The organism is Spirosoma sp. 209 (assembly GCF_002006735.1).
GTDB lineage: Bacteria > Bacteroidota > Bacteroidia > Cytophagales > Spirosomataceae > Spirosoma > Spirosoma sordidisoli.
The window spans coordinates 42,705-60,460 of record NZ_MVEC01000003.1 but is presented as its reverse complement, the minus strand read 5'-3'; the positions used below and the strand labels follow the sequence as shown (position 1 = coordinate 60,460).

The 17,756-nt window shown below is 54.3% G+C and carries 16 protein-coding genes; 4 read left to right on the top strand and 12 right to left on the bottom strand.

Going from position 1 to position 17,756, the window contains the following annotated elements; all coding sequences use genetic code 11:
* Positions 1 to 54 precede the first annotated feature (54 nt).
* The 3 genes from B1C80_RS05950 to B1C80_RS05940 form a co-directional block, all read right to left on the bottom strand.
* The gene (locus tag B1C80_RS05950) at positions 55 to 2,682 is read right to left on the bottom strand and encodes an ABC transporter permease (protein WP_077920160.1); all 2,628 of its coding nucleotides are present in this window, start codon (positions 2,680 to 2,682) and stop codon (positions 55 to 57) included.
* Positions 2,683 to 2,694: 12 nt separating this feature from the next.
* Positions 2,695 to 3,030, bottom strand: a complete 336-nt coding sequence (locus B1C80_RS05945; RefSeq protein ID WP_077920159.1) for a PadR family transcriptional regulator — start codon at positions 3,028 to 3,030, stop codon at positions 2,695 to 2,697.
* 273 nt (positions 3,031 to 3,303) lie between these two features.
* The gene (locus B1C80_RS05940; RefSeq protein WP_077920158.1) at positions 3,304 to 5,697 is read right to left on the bottom strand and encodes an ABC transporter permease; all 2,394 of its coding nucleotides are present in this window, start codon (positions 5,695 to 5,697) and stop codon (positions 3,304 to 3,306) included.
* Positions 5,698 to 6,026: 329 nt separating this feature from the next.
* Between B1C80_RS05940 and B1C80_RS05935 the strand changes: the two genes are divergently transcribed.
* From B1C80_RS05935 to B1C80_RS05925, 3 genes are all read left to right on the top strand, one after another.
* Entirely contained in the window at positions 6,027 to 6,647 is a 621-nt protein-coding gene (locus tag B1C80_RS05935) for an N-(5'-phosphoribosyl)anthranilate isomerase (protein ID WP_077920157.1), read from the top strand.
* 126 nt (positions 6,648 to 6,773) lie between these two features.
* On the top strand, positions 6,774 to 7,250 hold the full coding sequence (locus B1C80_RS05930) for a PspC domain-containing protein (RefSeq protein ID WP_077920156.1): 477 nt from the start codon (positions 6,774 to 6,776) through the stop codon (positions 7,248 to 7,250).
* Between the two features lie 2 nt (positions 7,251 to 7,252).
* Positions 7,253 to 8,272 (top strand): LiaI-LiaF-like domain-containing protein, encoded by a 1,020-nt coding sequence (locus B1C80_RS05925; RefSeq protein WP_077920155.1) that lies wholly within the window; start codon positions 7,253 to 7,255, stop codon positions 8,270 to 8,272.
* Positions 8,273 to 8,361: 89 nt separating this feature from the next.
* Here B1C80_RS05925 and B1C80_RS05920 read toward each other — a convergent pair whose 3' ends face one another.
* The 8 genes from B1C80_RS05920 to B1C80_RS05885 all read right to left on the bottom strand — a co-directional run bounded on the left by B1C80_RS05920 (position 8,362) and on the right by B1C80_RS05885 (position 15,265).
* Positions 8,362 to 8,817, bottom strand: a complete 456-nt coding sequence (locus B1C80_RS05920) for a Spy/CpxP family protein refolding chaperone (protein WP_077920499.1) — start codon at positions 8,815 to 8,817, stop codon at positions 8,362 to 8,364.
* Between the two features lie 5 nt (positions 8,818 to 8,822).
* Positions 8,823 to 9,287, bottom strand: a complete 465-nt coding sequence (locus tag B1C80_RS05915; RefSeq protein ID WP_077920154.1) for a hypothetical protein — start codon at positions 9,285 to 9,287, stop codon at positions 8,823 to 8,825.
* Between the two features lie 67 nt (positions 9,288 to 9,354).
* A complete protein-coding gene (locus tag B1C80_RS05910; protein ID WP_077920153.1) occupies positions 9,355 to 9,927 on the bottom strand; it encodes an RNA polymerase sigma factor in 573 nt (190 codons plus the stop codon).
* A gap of 101 nt (positions 9,928 to 10,028) precedes the next feature.
* Complete coding sequence (locus tag B1C80_RS05905) at positions 10,029 to 10,982, bottom strand: transketolase family protein (protein ID WP_077920152.1); 954 nt, start codon at positions 10,980 to 10,982, stop codon at positions 10,029 to 10,031.
* A 137-nt stretch (positions 10,983 to 11,119) separates the two neighbouring features.
* A complete protein-coding gene (locus B1C80_RS05900; RefSeq protein ID WP_077920151.1) occupies positions 11,120 to 11,977 on the bottom strand; it encodes a transketolase in 858 nt (285 codons plus the stop codon).
* Positions 11,978 to 12,048: 71 nt separating this feature from the next.
* A complete protein-coding gene (gene bcp, locus B1C80_RS05895; protein ID WP_077920498.1) occupies positions 12,049 to 12,498 on the bottom strand; it encodes a thioredoxin-dependent thiol peroxidase in 450 nt (149 codons plus the stop codon).
* 52 nt (positions 12,499 to 12,550) lie between these two features.
* The gene (locus B1C80_RS05890) at positions 12,551 to 14,446 is read right to left on the bottom strand and encodes a M23 family metallopeptidase (RefSeq protein WP_077920497.1); all 1,896 of its coding nucleotides are present in this window, start codon (positions 14,444 to 14,446) and stop codon (positions 12,551 to 12,553) included.
* Positions 14,447 to 14,653: 207 nt separating this feature from the next.
* Complete coding sequence (locus B1C80_RS05885; RefSeq protein WP_077920150.1) at positions 14,654 to 15,265, bottom strand: fumarylacetoacetate hydrolase family protein; 612 nt, start codon at positions 15,263 to 15,265, stop codon at positions 14,654 to 14,656.
* Positions 15,266 to 15,491: 226 nt separating this feature from the next.
* Between B1C80_RS05885 and B1C80_RS05880 the strand changes: the two genes are divergently transcribed.
* Complete coding sequence (locus tag B1C80_RS05880) at positions 15,492 to 16,313, top strand: M48 family metallopeptidase (RefSeq protein ID WP_077920149.1); 822 nt, start codon at positions 15,492 to 15,494, stop codon at positions 16,311 to 16,313.
* An 88-nt stretch (positions 16,314 to 16,401) separates the two neighbouring features.
* On the opposite strand, the gene sucC is transcribed toward B1C80_RS05880, so the two are convergent.
* Complete coding sequence (gene sucC, locus B1C80_RS05875; protein WP_077920148.1) at positions 16,402 to 17,619, bottom strand: ADP-forming succinate--CoA ligase subunit beta; 1,218 nt, start codon at positions 17,617 to 17,619, stop codon at positions 16,402 to 16,404.
* Positions 17,620 to 17,756: the final 137 nt, after the last annotated feature.

Sequence of the window (17,756 nt, the reverse complement as noted above, 5' to 3'; positions counted from 1 at the left end):
TTAATGACGTCGTAACGCAGTGCTGAGAAAAACCGGCCGGGCGTCACTCTCCATTCATTCGCTCCGTAAACTCTTTACCGGGTCCATCAGGGCTGCCTTGATACTTTGGAAACTGACCGTCAGCAAGGCAACGCCCAGAGCCAGTAGACCGGCCAGCCCGAACATCCACCAGGCCAGGTCAATCCGGTACGCAAAGGCCTGCAACCACTGATTCATGGTCCACCAGGCTACAGGGATAGCGATGACTATGGCAATAAGGACCAGCTTGATAAAGTCTTTGGCCAGCAGTTGAATAACGCTGCTTACACTAGCTCCCAACACCTTCCGAACCCCAATTTCGCGGGTGCGTACCTGGGCTGTGTAGGCGGCCAGCCCAAACAGGCCCAGGCAACTGATTAGAATGGCGATGGATGAGAAAAGCGTAAACAGGAGGCCGGTTTGCTGCTCAGACTTGTAGAGATTGTCGAACACGTCGTCCAGAAACGAAAATTCGAACGGGTACCCGGAATTATATTGTTTCCAGGAACGCTGGGCTGAAGCAATGACCTGATCGGCGTTTTTGCCAGTTGTTTTGACGTAAATCGTACCCATCTGGTCGGGCGCATAATAAAATACGGCGGGCTCGATCTTCTGCTTCATCGATGCAAAGTGGAAGTCTTTGACAACGCCAATAATGGTACCGGTATGCGTCCAGAGCCGGAACCGTTTGCCGATCGGATTCTGGAGCCGGGCGGCTTTGACTGCGGTTTCGTTCAGGATAAAATGCAACGAATCGGCAACGGCCCCCGTGAAGTTTGACCCTGCCTGCAACTTCATGTTAAAAAAAGGAATAAAGTCTTTATCAATGGCTACCGGCCGCATCATCATGGTTTCGCCGGTCTGTTTCCCATCCCAGGCATTGTCGCCGGTCTGATAGTTTATCTGAACGATATTGTCGCTGGCTCTGGTAACGCCCGAAACGCCGGGCTGCCCTAGCAGTTCAGCCTTTACAGCCTCGTAATGAGTCCGCATATCGCGCATGAAAAAGCCAAAAACATGCGATTTATCGTAGCCCAGTTCTTTGGAGCGGATGTACTTCAACTGATGGCCGATAATAAACGTACCGGCAATCAGCATGACGGAAACCGCGAACTGCACCACGACCAGCACTTTGCGGAACGAGGCTTCGCTGAGTCGGGACGATACCTTTCCTTTCAGGGCTTTTAGCGGCTCAAACGAGGACAGCAATATAGCGGGGTAAAGGCTCGAGAGAGCCAGCGTACCCGCAATAGTAAGCCCAATGACCAGCCAGATTGAGACGTTGTCAAGGCTCAATCTCAGGTCTTTGCCCGAAAGCTGGTTGTAGGCGGGAGTCAGAGCCAGCACCAGCCCAACGGCCAGTCCGGCGGCAATCACGAACAGCAACGCCGTTTCAATCAGGAACTGAAGGAAGAGTTGGGTTCGGGCCGCGCCAACGATTTTCCGCATGCTCACCTCCTTCGATCGAAGCATGGAGCGAGCCGTGGAGAGGTTCACATAGTTGATGCAGGCAATGACCAGAATCAGCAGGGCTACGATCCCGAACATCCGAACCGTTTCTATACTGCCGCTACCGCCGTCGGCTCTGTACAGGTGCATGTCGGGAAGGGGCAGCAGCAGATAGGTGAGGTCCGTATCATCGGGTTTGTTGCGGAGGTGGATGGTACGCAGTTTATCGGTCAGGCCCGCCACCGCAGCGCCGGGTTGTAGCAACAGATAGGTGTCATACATGAACTGTGAGAAATCATTGTCCTTGGTTTTACCATCTTTACGGGTGGTATACATGTCGTTGAACAAGCGGGAAACGGGCAGGAACAGATCCCCGGTTATGGATGAGTTTTTGGGCAGATCACGAATAACCCCCGTAACGGTAAAATACGTTTTGTTGGTCGACCTCAGTACTTTACCAATGGGGTTTTCGGCGCCAAAATAGCGTTTAGCCGTAGTCTGGGTCAGCACGACAGACTGGTCGTCGGGAAATGGGTTAGCCGGATCGCCCTGAACGAGCGGAAAGTCGAATACTGAGAAAAAAGCCGGGTCCGTAAAGTGCGACCGCTGCTCCTGAATGCTCTTGTTCCGGTAGGTGAACAGCGTATAGCTGTTGTTATAGACCAGTCGAACAGCCTCTTTTACGTCGGGAACCTCGCGTTTGGCAAAGCTGGCTATGGGGGCTACAGTCGTTGTCCAGATTTGCTGGCTGGTGCCGGTACCGACCTGATTCTCGAGCCGGTAAATTGACGTGGCCTGCCGATGGAAGCGGTCAAAACTTAATTCGTCCTGAACCCACAGCAGAATCAAGATACCCACCGCCAGCCCGACGGTCAGTCCCGTTATATTGATCAGGGAATAGAATTTGTTGTTGAGCAGACTGCGCCAGGCGGTTTTGAAATAGTTGCGTAACATATCAGGATTGAGTAAATGAGGTGATGAAAAGAGCCCGGCCTGTTGGCCAGTTGTTTGACGTCGAATAAAGGAGGGGCGCACATAGGCCAGCACCTCCCGCCAGTACGTTTGGCGGGCCCTGGCTTCACCCTGCCGCAGCAAACGCCGGTGGTACCGCTCATGGAGGTCGCCCAGCACTTCTTCGCGCAGGTGCGGTGCTACCAGCCAGATCAGCAGTTTGTCGGGCCAGCGGGGCGGGGTTTTGCCTGGGTTAGGTTCCATACGGCTCTGGGATTAACTCCATGTCAGGATCGTTTGAGGTACGATTCGTTCCCAGAGCCGGCTGCGGACCGACTGTACCTCACTCAGGATGCGTCCGCCCAGGGGAGTAACGGTGAAGAGCCGCTTCCGGCGCCCACCGCGTTCGGGGGTTGCTTCGCCCAAATGAGAGGAGAGATATCCTTTCTGTTCCAGCCGCTGCAGGGCCGCATGAACCGCTCCGGTACTTACCAGCTGGCCCGTTTCCTGCTCGAGCACCTCGGCAATAACGACCGAATAGGCTTTTGGAGACAGTACAGCTACGGCTAATAAAACCACCTCTTCAAACTCGCCCAAATCGCTCCGTCTCATGCGATAAAAAGTAGAAATATGGGATTCAACTTATTTCATCTATTTCTGTATGTCAAATGTCTTGCCAAAGAGTGAAAACCGGCATTCCAGGCTAAACAGACTGTTTTTGTAGTATACAACTGGGTTAGGCTGTCCGTTTCTGGACAGAGAGCGGACACTGTCGGACAGTAAAAAAAGAGCCATTCCGGGGCGGAATGGCTCCTGATCTGTTTTACACTGCTGGCATCAGCCCTGTAGTTAGTTCAATGGGGCTTCGCTTCCTGACTAGTTTACTCATTCGCTCCGTAAGCTCTTTACCGGGTCCATCAGGGCTGCTTTGACGCTTTGGAAACTGACCGTAAGTAGCGTAACCACCAGGGAGCCCGTTCCTGATAGGGCGAAAACCCACCAACTTAGCTCCGTGCGGTACTCGTACGTCTGGAGCCAGTTGCTGAGTACGTAATATGCAATGGGGGTAGCCACGCCAAACGCGATAAGCACCAGCCACACAAAGTCCTTTGACAACAACCGCCACACAGTGAACACCGACGCCCCCAGCACTTTCCGAACGCCAATCTCTTTGGTTCGCTGCTCGGCCATGAACGACGCCAGACCGAACAGACCGAGGCAGGAAATAAAAATGGCAAGGCCGGCAAAGAGGCTGGCCAGCTGACCGATGCGCTCCTCCCGTCGAAACTTCTGGTCATATTCGTCGTTGACAAACGTGTAGTTGAACGGGGCCTCGGGCAGATGCTCTTTCAACACAGCACCGATGGCACTCAGCGACGCCTGAGCCGGCCGTTCCGGGTTCAACCGCATGGTCAGGAACTTACCGGGCTGCCGGGCGATGAAAAAAACCGACGGCTTTACGGGGTCATAGGGCGAGTCCATGACCATGTCTTTGATGACCCCAATGACGTGAAACCGAACGTCAAACCCCTCACCCTCCCAGCTTATGGGCTGGCCGATCACATCGCGGAGACCCATAAACGCTACTGCCGATTCGTTGAGGACCAGTCCCAGCGAATCGGAAGCCAGCTGCCGGGAAAAATCATGCCCCTGCAGAAATTGCCACCCTACCGTTTTGCCAAACTCAGCCGATATGCCTACGGTCGCGAAATTGACCTGAAGCGACGGGTCCTTTCCCGGCCAGTCAAAACCGCCATTTGTCGATCGTACTTCAGTAAGTGGACTGGCCGATTCGGCAACGTCGAGTACCGCCCCCGATTTGATCAATTCGTTTCGAACGGTTTCGCGGTGGTCCTCATAATCAGGCACGTTCAGCAGGAGCGAAATCAGCCCGTTGCGGCTGTAGCCAATGGGGCGGTTTTTGGCGTGTTGAATCTGGTGATGAACGACCAGTGTACCGATGATCAGAGTAATTGACACCGTAAACTGGAGCACGACCAGTACCCGCCGGGGCGTAGCTACGCCAGTTCCTGCCCGAAACGTACCCTTCAGCACGGCCACGGGCCGGAACGAAGACAGGTAAAGCGCCGGGTAACTGCCCGCCAGTAACCCGGTTACCAACGTGAATCCCAAACCCAGCAGCCAGAACACGGGCGACTGCCAGGGTATCTGGATGTACTTGTCGGCAATCTGGTTGAAGAACGGAATGGTGAGCGAAACAGCTCCCAAAGCCGCTATGTAGGCCAGCGTGACAACCAGCAGCGACTCGCCAAAAAACTGGGCTACTAACTCATGCCGACCTGACCCGATGGTTTTTCGAATGCCTACTTCTTTGGCGCGATTCATGGAGCGGGCCGTACTCAGGTTCATGAAGTTGATGCAGGCCAGTGCCAGCACAAACAGCCCGATAATGCCAAACAGCCAGACAAACTGAATACGCCCGCCTTCATTGATCCCATTTTTCCATTCTGAATGCAAATGCCAGCGGGACATGGGGAAGAGGGTAACCTCGGGCTTCAGCGCCTGGCCGCTCTCGCTTTTGCCGACGAGCAATGGTTTGATCCTGGCCGAAACAGCCTCGGCGGTAACCTGTGGATTGAGCTGAACAAAAATTTCGAACGAGGTATTGGTCCAGTCATCTTTGGCCTCGTTTACCCAATCCGTCGATGCGGAGTACAAGTCCCAGGGAGCAATAAACTGTACGTCAGACAGGCTATTGCCGGCGGGTATGTCCTCGTAAACCCCCGTGACTTTCACCGTCATGGTGTTGTCGATGGTCAGCGTCCTGTGCAGCGGATTGCCGTTTCCGAATACAGCCTTCGCTGCCGACTCCGACAGCAATATGGAACCGGGCTCTTTTAACCCATCCCGACTGCCTTGCCGCATCACCAGAGAGAACATGTCGGGGGCTTCGGGGGTCATGAATTTGCCGCTCCTGGAGAAAACCTGATTGCCAGCTTTCAGGGTATGCCAGCTCGTCCACCAGGCCAGAACGACGTGCCTGAAATTATCGCCGTAGGTTGTCCGCAGGGTGTTTACGGCCGGTATCGGCAAGCCCGATTTGGTTTCGGTCTGCCCGTTAATGGTCCGGGTTCGCATTACCTGGGCAATGCGCTCATAGTTCTGATGGTACGTATTGACCGATAGTTCATCGAATATCCAGAGTCCGATCAGTAAGGCCACGGCCATCCCGACGGTCAGTCCGGCAATGTTGATGAAGGCATATCCTTTGTTCCTGACCAGGTTTCTGAGGGCTATTTTTAGATAATTTCGAAGCATAAGAGGACGTGGGTAAAACGGGTCCGGCAGCCTGGCGAACGGGACGGGGACGTTTGGTTACGACAGGCAAACCCACATTGTCGAACCCCTCCGGAACAGCCTGTTCAAGTAGTTAGTGTTGCTATAGGCTTTGTTGATCAAATGTGATGCCAGGCAAGGCGAAGGGGACTGAGCGCGTTGAAACGACGAAAAGCTTTTGGATTACTGTCCGGAATCGTACAGATAACGTCCGCCAGCGAACATTTCCAGCGGTCAGAAACGCAGGATCAAGACCGACTCGCCCTAACTTAGCGCCCCAACTGTCAACGTGTAAACCGAAAACCGGTCATATGGCTCTGCAAACACTCGTAAAGATTTCTAACGTTACCAACTTGAGCGATGCCCGCTACTGCGCCGGCATGGGTGTCGATTTCCTGGGCTTCTCCATGGATGCCGACTCTCCCGACTATATCGACCCCAAAAAATTTGCGGAAATACGGTCGTGGGTGGCCGGTGTACAGATCGTTGGTGAGACCCGCTCCAGCGATCCCGACATAATTGAACAGCTGCTGGAGGCCTACCAGCCCGATCTGCTTCAGATCGACGAAGCCGCCATACTGCCTTACCTGAGCACGTTCGACAAACCGCTGATCCTGCGGGCCGACCTGTCGCAGTTAACCCTCGATCAGCTCGATGCGCTGGTTCAATCGGGCGCGGCCGGTGCCGAATATGTCCTGCTCGAAAGTCCCGACCATGTTCATTTCGATGAGGATCTGAAAAAAGCCATTCAACAACTGGCCGTTCGGTATCCACTACTGCTGGGCACCGGCATTTCGGCGGATAACGTTCATCAGCTGCTGGCCGAGCTGCCGGTGAAAGGTATAGCCCTGCGTGGTGGCGATGAAGAGAGGCCGGGCAACCGGGAGTTTGGGGAGCTGATGGATATTCTGGAAACTATTGAGGTCGATTAGCTACTATGCATAACCTACTATCATTGAAAACATACTTCCATCAATAGCCGCGTCCATCTGTCCAGTTCCGTTTCCACACATCCTGCCAACCTGCTACGTTTACAGTGGTTTTAGACACTAGAAGCCATGAACAAACGATTCGAACGCATCGCCGACGAAGCCATAGTAGGGGGCGTATGTGCGGGTATAGCCCAGTATTTCGGCATTAACCGGACCGTAGTGCGGCTAATTTTCCTGATCGGTATTCCCTGGCCGGCCTTTCCGGCATTCCTGATTTACATTATCCTGTGGATTGCGATGCCAAAGCAGCCACTGGGTGCGTCAGTCAATCAATTAACCGTGTATTCAAATCCTGTTTTCTCCATGAACCCTTACAACCCGAACCAGCCTGCATCGCCCGACCGGAGTCTTATTGGCGGGGCCGTCCTGATTATTCTGGGCGTCTTGTTTCTGCTTGACCGCTATTTCAACATCGACTTTGGCGATCTGTGGCCGTTTATCCTGATCGCAATCGGTTTGTGGCTGATTTTCAAGGATCGGATCAAAACACCGTTCGATTCTAACAATACCAATAATCCGAACCACCCGAATACCGATTTATAACCATGCGACGCCATAATGGATTGTTCTGGGGCATTTTTCTGCTCACGCTGGGGGTGCTGTTCCTGGCCCGAAACGCAGGATGGCTCGATGTAGACTGGCATTCGCTGGTCGACCTATGGCCGGTGCTGCTTATTCTGGCCGGTGTCAACCTGATTCTCGAACGACGTGGCAGTTCGGCTGCGTTTGTAACGACCGTCATGCTGGGCGTCGCCGTGCCCACAACGCTCTTCGGATTCTTTGCCCACGATCGCGATCGGGATGAGTATAACTTCCGCTGGCACCGCGATAACGACGACGATGACGACGACAACCGCTCGGCCGATGACGATAACGAAGACGATTACCGCGCGGAGCGGGATCGCCGGCAATCGGACGGGAACTCGGTTCAGTCGAATACATTTACGGAGTCGATGGATGCCGACACGCGGGAGGCCGTACTGAAACTAGCGGGTGGGGCGGGTCGGTTCACCATCGGTGATCCGACCGCCGAACTGATCAAAGCCGATACGAAACAGCACCAGGGTACCTACTCGATGACGGTTGACCGGGACGCCACGACCCGGATTCCAACCATTGAACTGAAGCCCACAGACGAGGATCAGCATATAAACCTGAAAGATGGCGAATTCGACAATCGCGTCGATATTCACCTCAACGCGAAACCCGTCTGGTCAATGGACGTAGCGCTGGGCGCCGGGCAGGGAGATCTTGATCTGAGTGCGTATGCCGTCAAGAGCCTGAAAGTAGGCGTTGGAGCTGCCGACCTTGACCTGAAACTGGGCGACAAAGCCGATCAGACCGATGTGAAGCTAGATGTAGGCGCTGCTTCAGTAACCGTTCACGTACCGAAAGGGGTTGGCTGCCGGATCAAAAAGGATGGCGCCCTAAACATCGAACAGCTGGACGACTTTACCAGCGTAGGCGATGGCGAATACGTCAGTCCTGGCTATGATGCCGCCAAGAAGAAAATGCTCATCCGTTTCGACGGCGGGGTGTCAAGCTTCAAGGTGGTGCGCTACTAAACGGGAGCTTCTTCATAAACAAGGCCCGGTCTGCTCACTGGCAAACCGGGCCTTGCTGTATGTATACACTTGAAGAGGCCGATGCGCGTCTAGTTATTCTGATTGTTCAACTGGTTGAGCAGCATCTTGTTAAATGCCTGCTCGGTCCGGTACAGTTCGTTCAGCTGGGCCGCGCTGATCACCTTCAGAAACCGGTCCATATACTCCTGATCAAGATCGGCCAGTTTCTGGCGGGTTGCGTTTACCTCCCGCAGGCCATTTTTCAGCTGGTCATCGCTCAGGTTGTTACGGGCCGGTTCGTTGCGGAGCTGCCTGATCCGGCGGTTCAGCTCCTGCTTTTTGGCGTTGTACTCGTTATATACGGCCCAGAACTGTGGCGCCTGATCGGTAGTCAGGTTCAGCCGATTCGTGATCATACCAATTTTGGCTGCTTCGATCTTCTGGCGCCCGTTGGGGTCATTTTGTGCTGAAGCAACCTGGGCCGTAAGCATCAGGCCGATGATCCAGCTTATCCATTTCAATTTCATAGTCGTAGAAATAGCCATAGTCATCAGGAGCCAAGTTTGGTCGACTCCCGAACATTCTGTTCATCAATAAGTTGCTGAATGTCATCCGGCCGAACATTCAGGTACTGGATAGCGGTGGTATCGTTACCCATCGACGAATGAATCTGGTCGCTGTCGGCCAGTTCATACGGATCGATCCCCTGTTCGTCGAGGTAAGCCGCAATGGTTTCTTTGCCTACACCCGCCAGGGCTTCACTGCCCAGCGATTCCTGCCGTTCGGGTAGCGTTTGCCATACCAGCACAGCAATCAGGCTGGCGCCTGCCAGCGTAGCGGCTGTCCGTTGCCACGACCAGCTGATGGTAAAAGCTGGCTTTGAGCGCTGGGCCAGGCGGGCCTGTACCCGCGAGGGCAACGCGTCAAAATAGCCGTCGGGAGCCGTAAAAGGCGGTTGCCGGAGCGGATGCTCCGGTGGAAGTTCGTCGAGCCGGTATAAATTCTTGTCGTTCATGGCCTTTGTGTAGGTTGCACACAATTTAGGTTGTATCGGGTGTTGGACAGCTGGTTTGCGTTCAGGTTTAATCAGTTGTATCGGTTTTCGTCAGATAATCCTCGATTTTTTTGACGGCGAGGTGATACGACGCTTTCAGTGCGCCAACCGATGTTCCCGTAATTTCTGAAATTTCTTCGTACTTCATGTCGTCGAAGTACTTCATATTAAATACCAACCGTTGCTTGTCAGGGAGTTTGAGCAGGGCTTTCTGTAGTTTGAGCTGTACTTCTTCGCCACTCAGCTCGTTGCCCGACGTCACGTAATCGGCATTACTCTCCAGCTTCTCCATCAACTCACCCTCTACATCACCGATGGGCAGAAAAAAACGCCGGCGTTTCTTGTTGAGGAAGTTCAGGCACTCGTTGGTGGCAATCCGATATATCCATGTATATAACTGACTGTCACCCCGAAACTGTTCCAGGCTACTCCAGACTTTAATAAATGTCTCCTGTACCAGATCGTCGGCATCGTCATGGTCAATAACCATCTTCCGGACGTGCCAATAAATTTTCTGCTGGTACTTACGTATCAGCAGATTAAAGGCGTAGTTCCGGCTCGACGGGTCCTTAAACTTGGCTAGGAGTTCTTCGTCTGTCATTGTGCTGACTTTTCGGTGTCTGGTGTTCGGTCTGGGCGGGTACTACCGCAAACTGGCGTCTGAAGGCCTGTCCGTGAACCGAACACCAACCACCGAAAATCTTATTTTCTTGCCATTACTTTCTTCACCTGCTCAACAATTTTGTCGGCAGTAAGACCGTATTTCTGCATCAGCTGGTCGGGCGTGCCGCTTTCGCCGAAGGTATCGTGTACACCCACGTATTCGAGCGGGGCCGGGAAGTGGCGGGCCAGTACCTGCGCCACGCTATCGCCCAGACCGCCGTTGAGCATATGCTCTTCGGCCGATACGGCACAGCCCGTTTTCCGTACCGATGCCAGGATAGCCTCTTCGTCTAACGGTTTGATGGTGTGAATATTGACAATATCGGCTTCAATTCCCTGCTCGCTCAGGATTTCGCCCGCTTTAATGGCTTCCCAGACCAGATGGCCTGTGCAGAAAATCGACACCGCGTCGCCTTCATTCACATGCCAGGCTTTACCAATTTCGAACTTCTGGTCAGCGGGGGTGAACACCGGAATGACCGGCCGGCCGAAGCGCAGATAGACCGGACCATCATACTCGGCAATAGCGATCGTAGCGGCCTTGGTCTGGTTATAGTCGCAGGGGTTGATAACGGTCATGTTGGGCAGCATTTTCATCATGCCCAGGTCTTCCAGAATCTGGTGGGTAGCGCCGTCTTCGCCCAGGGTCAGGCCCGCGTGGGAAGCGCAGATCTTTACGTTCTTGTTCGAGTAAGCTACCGACTGCCGGATCTGGTCGTATACGCGGCCCGTGGCGAAGTTAGCGAAGGTGGTGGCGAAGGGAATTTTGCCGCCTATGGTCAGACCAGCCGATACACCGATCATGTTAGCCTCGGCGATGCCACACTGTACGAAGCGCTCCGGATATTCTTTGATGAACGTTTCGAGTTTGAGCGATCCGGCCAGGTCGGCGGTCAGGGCAATGACGTTCGGGTTTGAGCGGCCCAGCTCAGCAATACCCGCACCGAATCCCGAGCGGGTGTCTTTTTTGTCGGTATAGTCGTATTTTTTCATTGTTTTTGTAGAGACACAATGCGTTGCGTCTGTGTTAGTTCGCCGAAGCGAGGGTTGGCAGGGTGATGAGCGGGTTAGAATCGCATCGATAGTCGAACAGAACGCCTTCCCGGCAAGCTGTTCGGCTATGTCAAGACTCAATAATCGGTAACGCCAATGGACAGCGGCAGGCCGTTGAGGGCTTGCTGCAGCTGGTCGGCGTTGGGAGCCGTACCGTGCCATTTGTAATTACCGACCATGTACTCGACGCCGAAGCCCATCTCGGTGTGCATCAGAATCATGGTGGGCACATCCGGGTTCTCCTGCGATTTACGAAGCGTCCGGATCACGTCACTGATGTCGTTACCTTCCATCTCGTCTACAAACCAGCCGAACGCGCGGTACTTGGCCGCCAGATCCCGGTTGTCGTTCACGTTCTGGGTGGTGCCGTCAATCTGCGCGTGGTTGAGGTCGATGATCGCCGTCAGGTTACCCAGTTTTTTGTTTGGGGCAAACTGAGCTGCTTCCCAGATCTGACCTTCCTGCTGTTCGCCATCGCCCATGAGAACATAAACATGTTTGTCGTCGCCGTTCAGTTTTTTGGCATAGGCGGCCCCGCAGGCAACCGACAGGCCCTGACCCAGTGAGCCCGAAGCAATCCGAACGCCCGGAATGTGTTCGGCCGTAGCTGGGTGACCCTGCAGGCGGCTATCCAGTTTGCGGAATGTAGCCAGTTCCGAAATGGGGAAGTAGCCCGCCCGGGCCAGTACCGAGTAAAACACGGGCGAAATGTGACCGTTCGACAGGAAGAACAAGTCTTCGTCGTGACCGTTCATGTCGAAAACCGGTTTGCCATCTCCGTCCTGCTTCCGACGCATGATGTCGAAATAGAGGGCAACCATGAAGTCGGTGCAGCCCAGAGAGCCGCCCGGGTGGCCTGAGTTAACTGCGGCTACCATGCGGAGAATGTCGCGCCGTACGGCGGTAGCAATACCTTCAAGTTGTTGTAGTTCCATATACGTAGCGCGGATGTCCACGTCCGCATCTGTCTTTAAACGTGTGTTAAAACCGGACGTGGACATCCGGATTAAGATAAAATTTGTTCGGCGTGCTTTCGGGTATCGACTTTGCCGATAATGTCGGTAATAACACCGGCTTCGTCGATCAGGAAGGTGGTGCGTACGGTACCCATGTATTTTCGGCCGTACATCGATTTCTCCTGCCAAACCCCATAGGCATCAACAACCTGCCTGTCCGTATCCGAGACGAGCGAAAACGGCAGGTCGTATTTACTGATGAATTTCTGATGCGAGGTCTGGTTATCGATACTGACTCCCAGTACTTCGTAGCCGGCTGCCCGCAGGTCTGCATAATTGTCGCGCAGGCTACAGGCCTGAGCCGTACAGCCCGACGTATCATCTTTAGGATAAAAATACAGCACTACTTTTTTACCCCGGTAGTCGGAGAGCCGGATCGGATTGCCGGCCTGATCGGTACTGGAAAAATCGGGGGCGGGGTCGCCGACGGATAGAGGCATAATCAGGTTAGTTTTCGGGTTACCGTATTCAGTGGGCTGGGAAAACCCCACGCTAGCGTTTTTTTCTCTTTTTTGCCGGTGCCTTCCGAACAGGCCGCGGCTCGTTGATGGTGGTGCTGTCAGAACCTATATTGCCACATCGGTCTTTTACCTGTACCAGCACTTCGGCCCCCACCTCAAACAGTTCGTCGGGGTCCAGTTTGTCGGACCATAACAAAGCCCGTTTGTAATCATACTGCATCAGCACCCACTCGCCATCGACCAGCGCCCGGAATTCGGCAATGCCGGACAGATCATCGCGAATACGGGCCGAAATACCTTTGGGCGTTGCGCCCAGTATCTCGACGGTTGGCGGCAACGCGTCGGTCATCAGCCGAAACTGGCCCAGTGACCGGGTTTTGAACTCAATCCGGCCGTTGCGCCAGACACCGCCCAGAAAACTGGCCCGCCCCCCGCTGGTCCAGTAGGCTCGGGTGCGCGCCGTATCGATGGCTATCGGATACGTAGGCGTGTGCTGTACCAGCAGGAAGTCGTTTAATGGAATGGTCGGCTGGTTAATTTCGATACCCCCACCCGGTAGCGTGCGCATGGCCAGATGCAGGGTGTCGAACAGAGTTTTGGGACTGAACTCAAGCCGGGTTGTTCCATCAACTAACACTTCTGAACGGCCGGGGAAAATGCGTTTTTTCAGATTGGTTCGCACAACCCCCCGACCAAACTGAACGGAGTCTGGCATGTGCTGTCGCAAATCTAGGAGATAAACGGCTTGATTGCTACGGACGTAGCTGGCGGGTTGTTCCGTAAATGAGCGTCCGGTGAAGAGTTTAGCGACAGGCGGGGCCGTGGCTGATACATTTCGGACGGTTAGCTTGAGCACATTTTCGTCGGTCGTAATCGTGGCCGTTGGCTGACCCAGCGGGGCGTCTTCGCTGATGTTGGCGCCTGCGGCCGGTATCTCCGTCGAGTCGTTGCCTGCGCCGGCCGCGGGGGTCTCTGGCAGGAGGGTAAACGTCAGTCGGGTGGCGTGGTCGTAAGCGTCGTAGAGGGTTAGCATGACCTCGTGGGGCTTACCGTCGAGGAGGGGGAGCCGGCCCCGGTAGCTGGCGTTGCTCTGGAGCTTGTACAGGTTTAGTATATTACCATCGGCAATGTAGCCCCGGTGATACCGCTGCCCGGTCATCTGCTCTACTTCGTAGTTTTCGTGAACGTTCATGAACCGCGTCTGTTCGTTCGGAAAGCTATTCATGTTGTAGGCAAAAACCTCCCGGCCGTCGAGCCGGATTTCCAGACAGCTGATCCCATTCCGGTAGGGCGAACCGCTGGTTTTGTCATAGGCCAGTACCTCGAGGCCCACCAGACCCGAAGCTGTAATGGGCTGGGTAATGGTGTAGGAGCCGTCGGCCCGTCGGGTAGGGGCGTAGCTGACGCGCTGGTATTCGCCGTTGATGCGCGAAGTCGGCGTCATGGTCTTGAGTGCAACGCGCTCGAAATAGGGCGGCACTTCATCGCGAAGCTCCTGAAAGCCGTAAAGTAGTGGATTGATCAGGTTGTCGTTGGCGTCGCGCACTTCAAAATGCAGATGCGGCCCGCCCGAGCCGCCGGTATTGCCCGATGCGGCAATGACATCGCCTTTGCGCACCGGAAACTGGTTCGGCGCCGGGCGGAGGTCTATTTCAAACGTACGACGGGCATACTGCTGCTGGCGCAGGTACGTGCCGAGGGTGTCGTTCAGGTTGCGCAGGTGGCCGTATACGGTAGTAAGGCCGTTCGGATGCCGGATGAAGATAACGTTGCCGTACCCGCCCGTAAATACCGCTATGCGCGAGATGTAGCCATCGGCCGCTGCGTGAACGTCCAGCCCTTCGCGACCACCGGTGCGGATGTCCAGCCCCGCATGGAAATGATTGGCTCGTAAATCGCCCAAACCGCCCGACAGCGAGTTCTGCATGCCTGGCTGTATCGGGAAAAGAAAATAATTGGGTTCAATGGCCAGGTTGGGAGCTGGCGGTGGTGTTTGGGCCAGCGCCAGACTGCCAATGGCCCAAAGCCCTGCAATCAATAGATGTTGAATCTTCACTATACGCTTGTATTCCGTGAGGGTACGTTCCTGATCAGCGAAGGCCAGCCGGCTTGCTGCTCCCTGTAAACAGCCTGCTTATTTTACGTCGATCTCCAGCATTTTCCGGTCTTCGAGGTAGGCCGTAAGCCGATCGCCCACCTGTACCGGGCTAACCCCTTTCGGGGTGCCGGTGAAAATTACGTCACCCTGCTGCAGCATGAAATACCGCGATACGAAGGCAATCAGGTAATCTATTTTGAAGAGCATCAGGCTGGTGTTACCCTGCTGCCGGGTCTCGCCGTTTACGTCCAGTCTGAAGTTCAGCTGCTGCAGGTCGGCAAACTCCGTTTTCGGTACAAAGCCTGACATGGGGGCTGAACCGTTAAAGCCTTTAGCCAGCTCCCACGGCAACCCTTTTGCTTTCAGCTTGCTCTGTACGTCGCGCGCAGTGAAGTCAATGCCTACTCCGATTTCGTCGTAATATTTATGGGCGAACTTCTCGTCGATGTTTTTGCCGACCCGGTTGATTTTGACCAGAATCTCGACCTCATGGTGGACATCGGACGAGAAGTCAGGGTAAAAAAAAGGTTCGTTTTTGAGCGGAATGGCCGTTTCGGGCTTCAGGAAAATGACGGGGTCATCGGGTTGTTCGTTGTTGAGCTCCTGAATATGTTCGGCGTAATTACGGCCAACGCAGATAATTTTCATAGTAGTCAGGTAAGGCGCATAAACAGCTGCTGTGGCAAAGCTCCGGTCGAGCGTTTTCCGGTCAGCTGGCACTCAGCAGCCGCTGTAATGACAGTAAACGAATCTGAATGGCACAAATCTAAGGAGTAAAGAGGGGCTGACCGAACTCACCCTGAAAAATTTGAACAAATCCAGTACGTTGTCGGTCATAGTACGTTAGAGTTGTCACTCAATACCCCATTATTCTATGAAAAACGCAATAATTGTTATGCTGGCCGTGGGTCTCGCCATTGGCTGCCAGAAGGTTCCCATTACAGGACGAAACCAGCTGAAGATAATCTCGAATGATCAGCTGCTGCCTCTGAGTGCCCAGAACTACCGGGAGGTACTGGATACAAGCCGGGTGGTTCGGAGCGGTTCGCAGGCCGATATGATCAGACGGGTGGGTAGCCGACTCCGGACGGCTATGGAAAGCTACATGAACGCGAATAACTACGGCGATCGGATCAAAGGTTTCCAGTGGGAGTTCAACCTGATCGAAAGCCCGCAGGTCAACGCCTGGTGTATGCCGGGTGGAAAAGTCGCGTTCTACACCGGTATTTTGCCGTATACGCAGAATGAGGCCGGTGTTGCCGTTGTCATGGGCCACGAAATCTCGCACGCGCTGGCCGATCATAGTGCCGAGCGCATGAGCGAAGGACTGCTGGCGAACGGGCTGATTCAGGGCGGGCAGATTGTAGCGGGTACCGCTGCCCGGAACAGCAACGGCCAGGTGAACGCTATCCTGCTGCAGTCGGTAGGTGCTGCTTTGCCCATAGGCTACCAAATCGGCCGGGCGTTGCCCCACAGCCGTAAGCAGGAGTCGGAAGCCGATCGGCTGGGGCTCATTTTTATGGCTATGGCCGGTTATAATCCGCAGGAAGCCGTTGGTTTCTGGGGTCGCATGGCAAAGGCCGGTGGTGGCAACAAACCTCCCGAGTTTCTGTCGACCCACCCGTCCGATCAGCGTCGTATCCGGGATCTGCAGTCACTGATGCCCGAGGCCATGAAATTCTACCGCCGGGGCTAATACGCTCGTGTTTCCAGACAAAAAAAGCCGAAGCGCAAGCTCCGGCTTTTTTTGTCTGTAGCAGGCCACCTACGGAGGCCATATCCTGTTATAACGCTTCTACTACTGCTTTCACTTTGGCCGCAGCCTCTTTGAGCAGCACCGCCGACTGCACTTTCAGCCCCGACTCGTCGATGATCCGGGCGCCTTCTTCGGCGTTCGTACCCTGTAGACGAACGATAATAGGAACCGGAATGTCGCCAATGGCTTTGTATGCTTCTACTACCCCCGTGGCTACCCGGTCGCAGCGAACAATACCGCCGAAGATATTGATCAGAATGGCTTTCACGTTCGGGTCTTTCAGGATGATGCGGAAACCGGCTTCTACCGTCTTGGCGTTGGCTCCACCGCCCACGTCGAGGAAGTTGGCCGGTTCGCCACCCGATAGTTTGATGATATCCATAGTTGCCATAGCCAGTCCTGCCCCGTTCACCATACAGCCAACGTTGCCGTCGAGTTTGACGTAGTTGAGGTCATTGGCCGATGCTTCTACTTCGAGTGGATCTTCTTCGGTGATATCGCGCAGATTGGCCAGGTCGGGGTGGCGATACAGCGCGTTGTCATCGAGGTTTACCTTGGCGTCGACGGCCAGAATTTTATTGTCTGACGTTTTCAGCACCGGGTTGATCTCAAACATCGAAGCGTCCGTATCCACGTACGCCTTATAGAGCGAGGTGACAAACTTAACCATGTCTTTGAACGCGTCGCCTTCCAGACCCAGTCCGAAAGCGATTTTGCGCGCCTGGAAAGGCTGTAACCCAACCGACGGATCGATCCATTCTTTCACGATCTTCTCGGGGGTTTTTTCGGCTACCTCTTCAATGTCCATACCGCCTTCGGTGCTGGCCATGATGACGTTACAGGCTTTGGTACGATCGAGCAGGATACTCAGATACATTTCTTTCGGTTCCGATACGCCCGGGTAGAAAACGTCCTGCGCAACCAACACCTTGTTTACCTTTTTACCTTCGGGGCCCGTCTGGTGCGTCACGAGTACGTTGCCAATCAGGTTTTTGGTAATGTCACGCACGTCGTCGACCGATTTGGCCAGGGCCACGCCCCGCTGTTCGCTGCCAACAACTTTGCCTTTGCCCCGTCCGCCTGCGTGAATCTGAGATTTCACGACAACGAACTTTGAACCATACTGCGCCATGATAAGCTTGGCGGCCTCAACGGCTTTTTCGGGCGATTCGGCTACGATGCCTTCCTGAATGCGGACGCCGTATTTTTTGAGAATTTCTTTCCCCTGATACTCGTGGATGTTCATAGCAACTGCAACAAGAGCGTTGAAAATCGTAATTTTGGCGGCAAATTAAGACTAAATGCCGAATGATGAACGCAGAATGATGAATGATGTCAATTGACGCATCGCTATTGTCGTTTATGGTTCGGTATTCATCTGTC

Excerpts from the sequence above, each read along its gene's own strand:
- B1C80_RS05940 (WP_077920158.1), bottom strand. The coding sequence starts at position 5,697 with ATGCTTCGAAATTATCTAAAAATAGCCCTCAGAAACCTGGTCAGGAAC.
- sucC (WP_077920148.1), bottom strand. The coding sequence starts at position 17,619 with ATGAACATCCACGAGTATCAGGGGAAAGAAATTCTCAAAAAATACGGC.
- B1C80_RS05945 (WP_077920159.1), bottom strand. The coding sequence starts at position 3,030 with ATGAGACGGAGCGATTTGGGCGAGTTTGAAGAGGTGGTTTTATTAGCC.
- B1C80_RS05885 (WP_077920150.1), bottom strand. The coding sequence starts at position 15,265 with ATGAAAATTATCTGCGTTGGCCGTAATTACGCCGAACATATTCAGGAG.
- B1C80_RS05915 (WP_077920154.1), bottom strand. The coding sequence starts at position 9,287 with ATGAACGACAAGAATTTATACCGGCTCGACGAACTTCCACCGGAGCAT.
- B1C80_RS05900 (WP_077920151.1), bottom strand. The coding sequence starts at position 11,977 with ATGGAACTACAACAACTTGAAGGTATTGCTACCGCCGTACGGCGCGAC.
- B1C80_RS05935 (WP_077920157.1), top strand. The coding sequence starts at position 6,027 with ATGGCTCTGCAAACACTCGTAAAGATTTCTAACGTTACCAACTTGAGC.
- B1C80_RS05905 (WP_077920152.1), bottom strand. The coding sequence starts at position 10,982 with ATGAAAAAATACGACTATACCGACAAAAAAGACACCCGCTCGGGATTC.
- B1C80_RS05880 (WP_077920149.1), top strand. The coding sequence starts at position 15,492 with ATGAAAAACGCAATAATTGTTATGCTGGCCGTGGGTCTCGCCATTGGC.
- B1C80_RS05950 (WP_077920160.1), bottom strand. The coding sequence starts at position 2,682 with ATGGAACCTAACCCAGGCAAAACCCCGCCCCGCTGGCCCGACAAACTG.
- B1C80_RS05890 (WP_077920497.1), bottom strand. The coding sequence starts at position 14,446 with ATGCAGAACTCGCTGTCGGGCGGTTTGGGCGATTTACGAGCCAATCAT.
- bcp (WP_077920498.1), bottom strand. The coding sequence starts at position 12,498 with ATGCCTCTATCCGTCGGCGACCCCGCCCCCGATTTTTCCAGTACCGAT.
- B1C80_RS05925 (WP_077920155.1), top strand. The coding sequence starts at position 7,253 with ATGCGACGCCATAATGGATTGTTCTGGGGCATTTTTCTGCTCACGCTG.
- B1C80_RS05910 (WP_077920153.1), bottom strand. The coding sequence starts at position 9,927 with ATGACAGACGAAGAACTCCTAGCCAAGTTTAAGGACCCGTCGAGCCGG.
- B1C80_RS05930 (WP_077920156.1), top strand. The coding sequence starts at position 6,774 with ATGAACAAACGATTCGAACGCATCGCCGACGAAGCCATAGTAGGGGGC.
- B1C80_RS05920 (WP_077920499.1), bottom strand. The coding sequence starts at position 8,817 with ATGGCTATTTCTACGACTATGAAATTGAAATGGATAAGCTGGATCATC.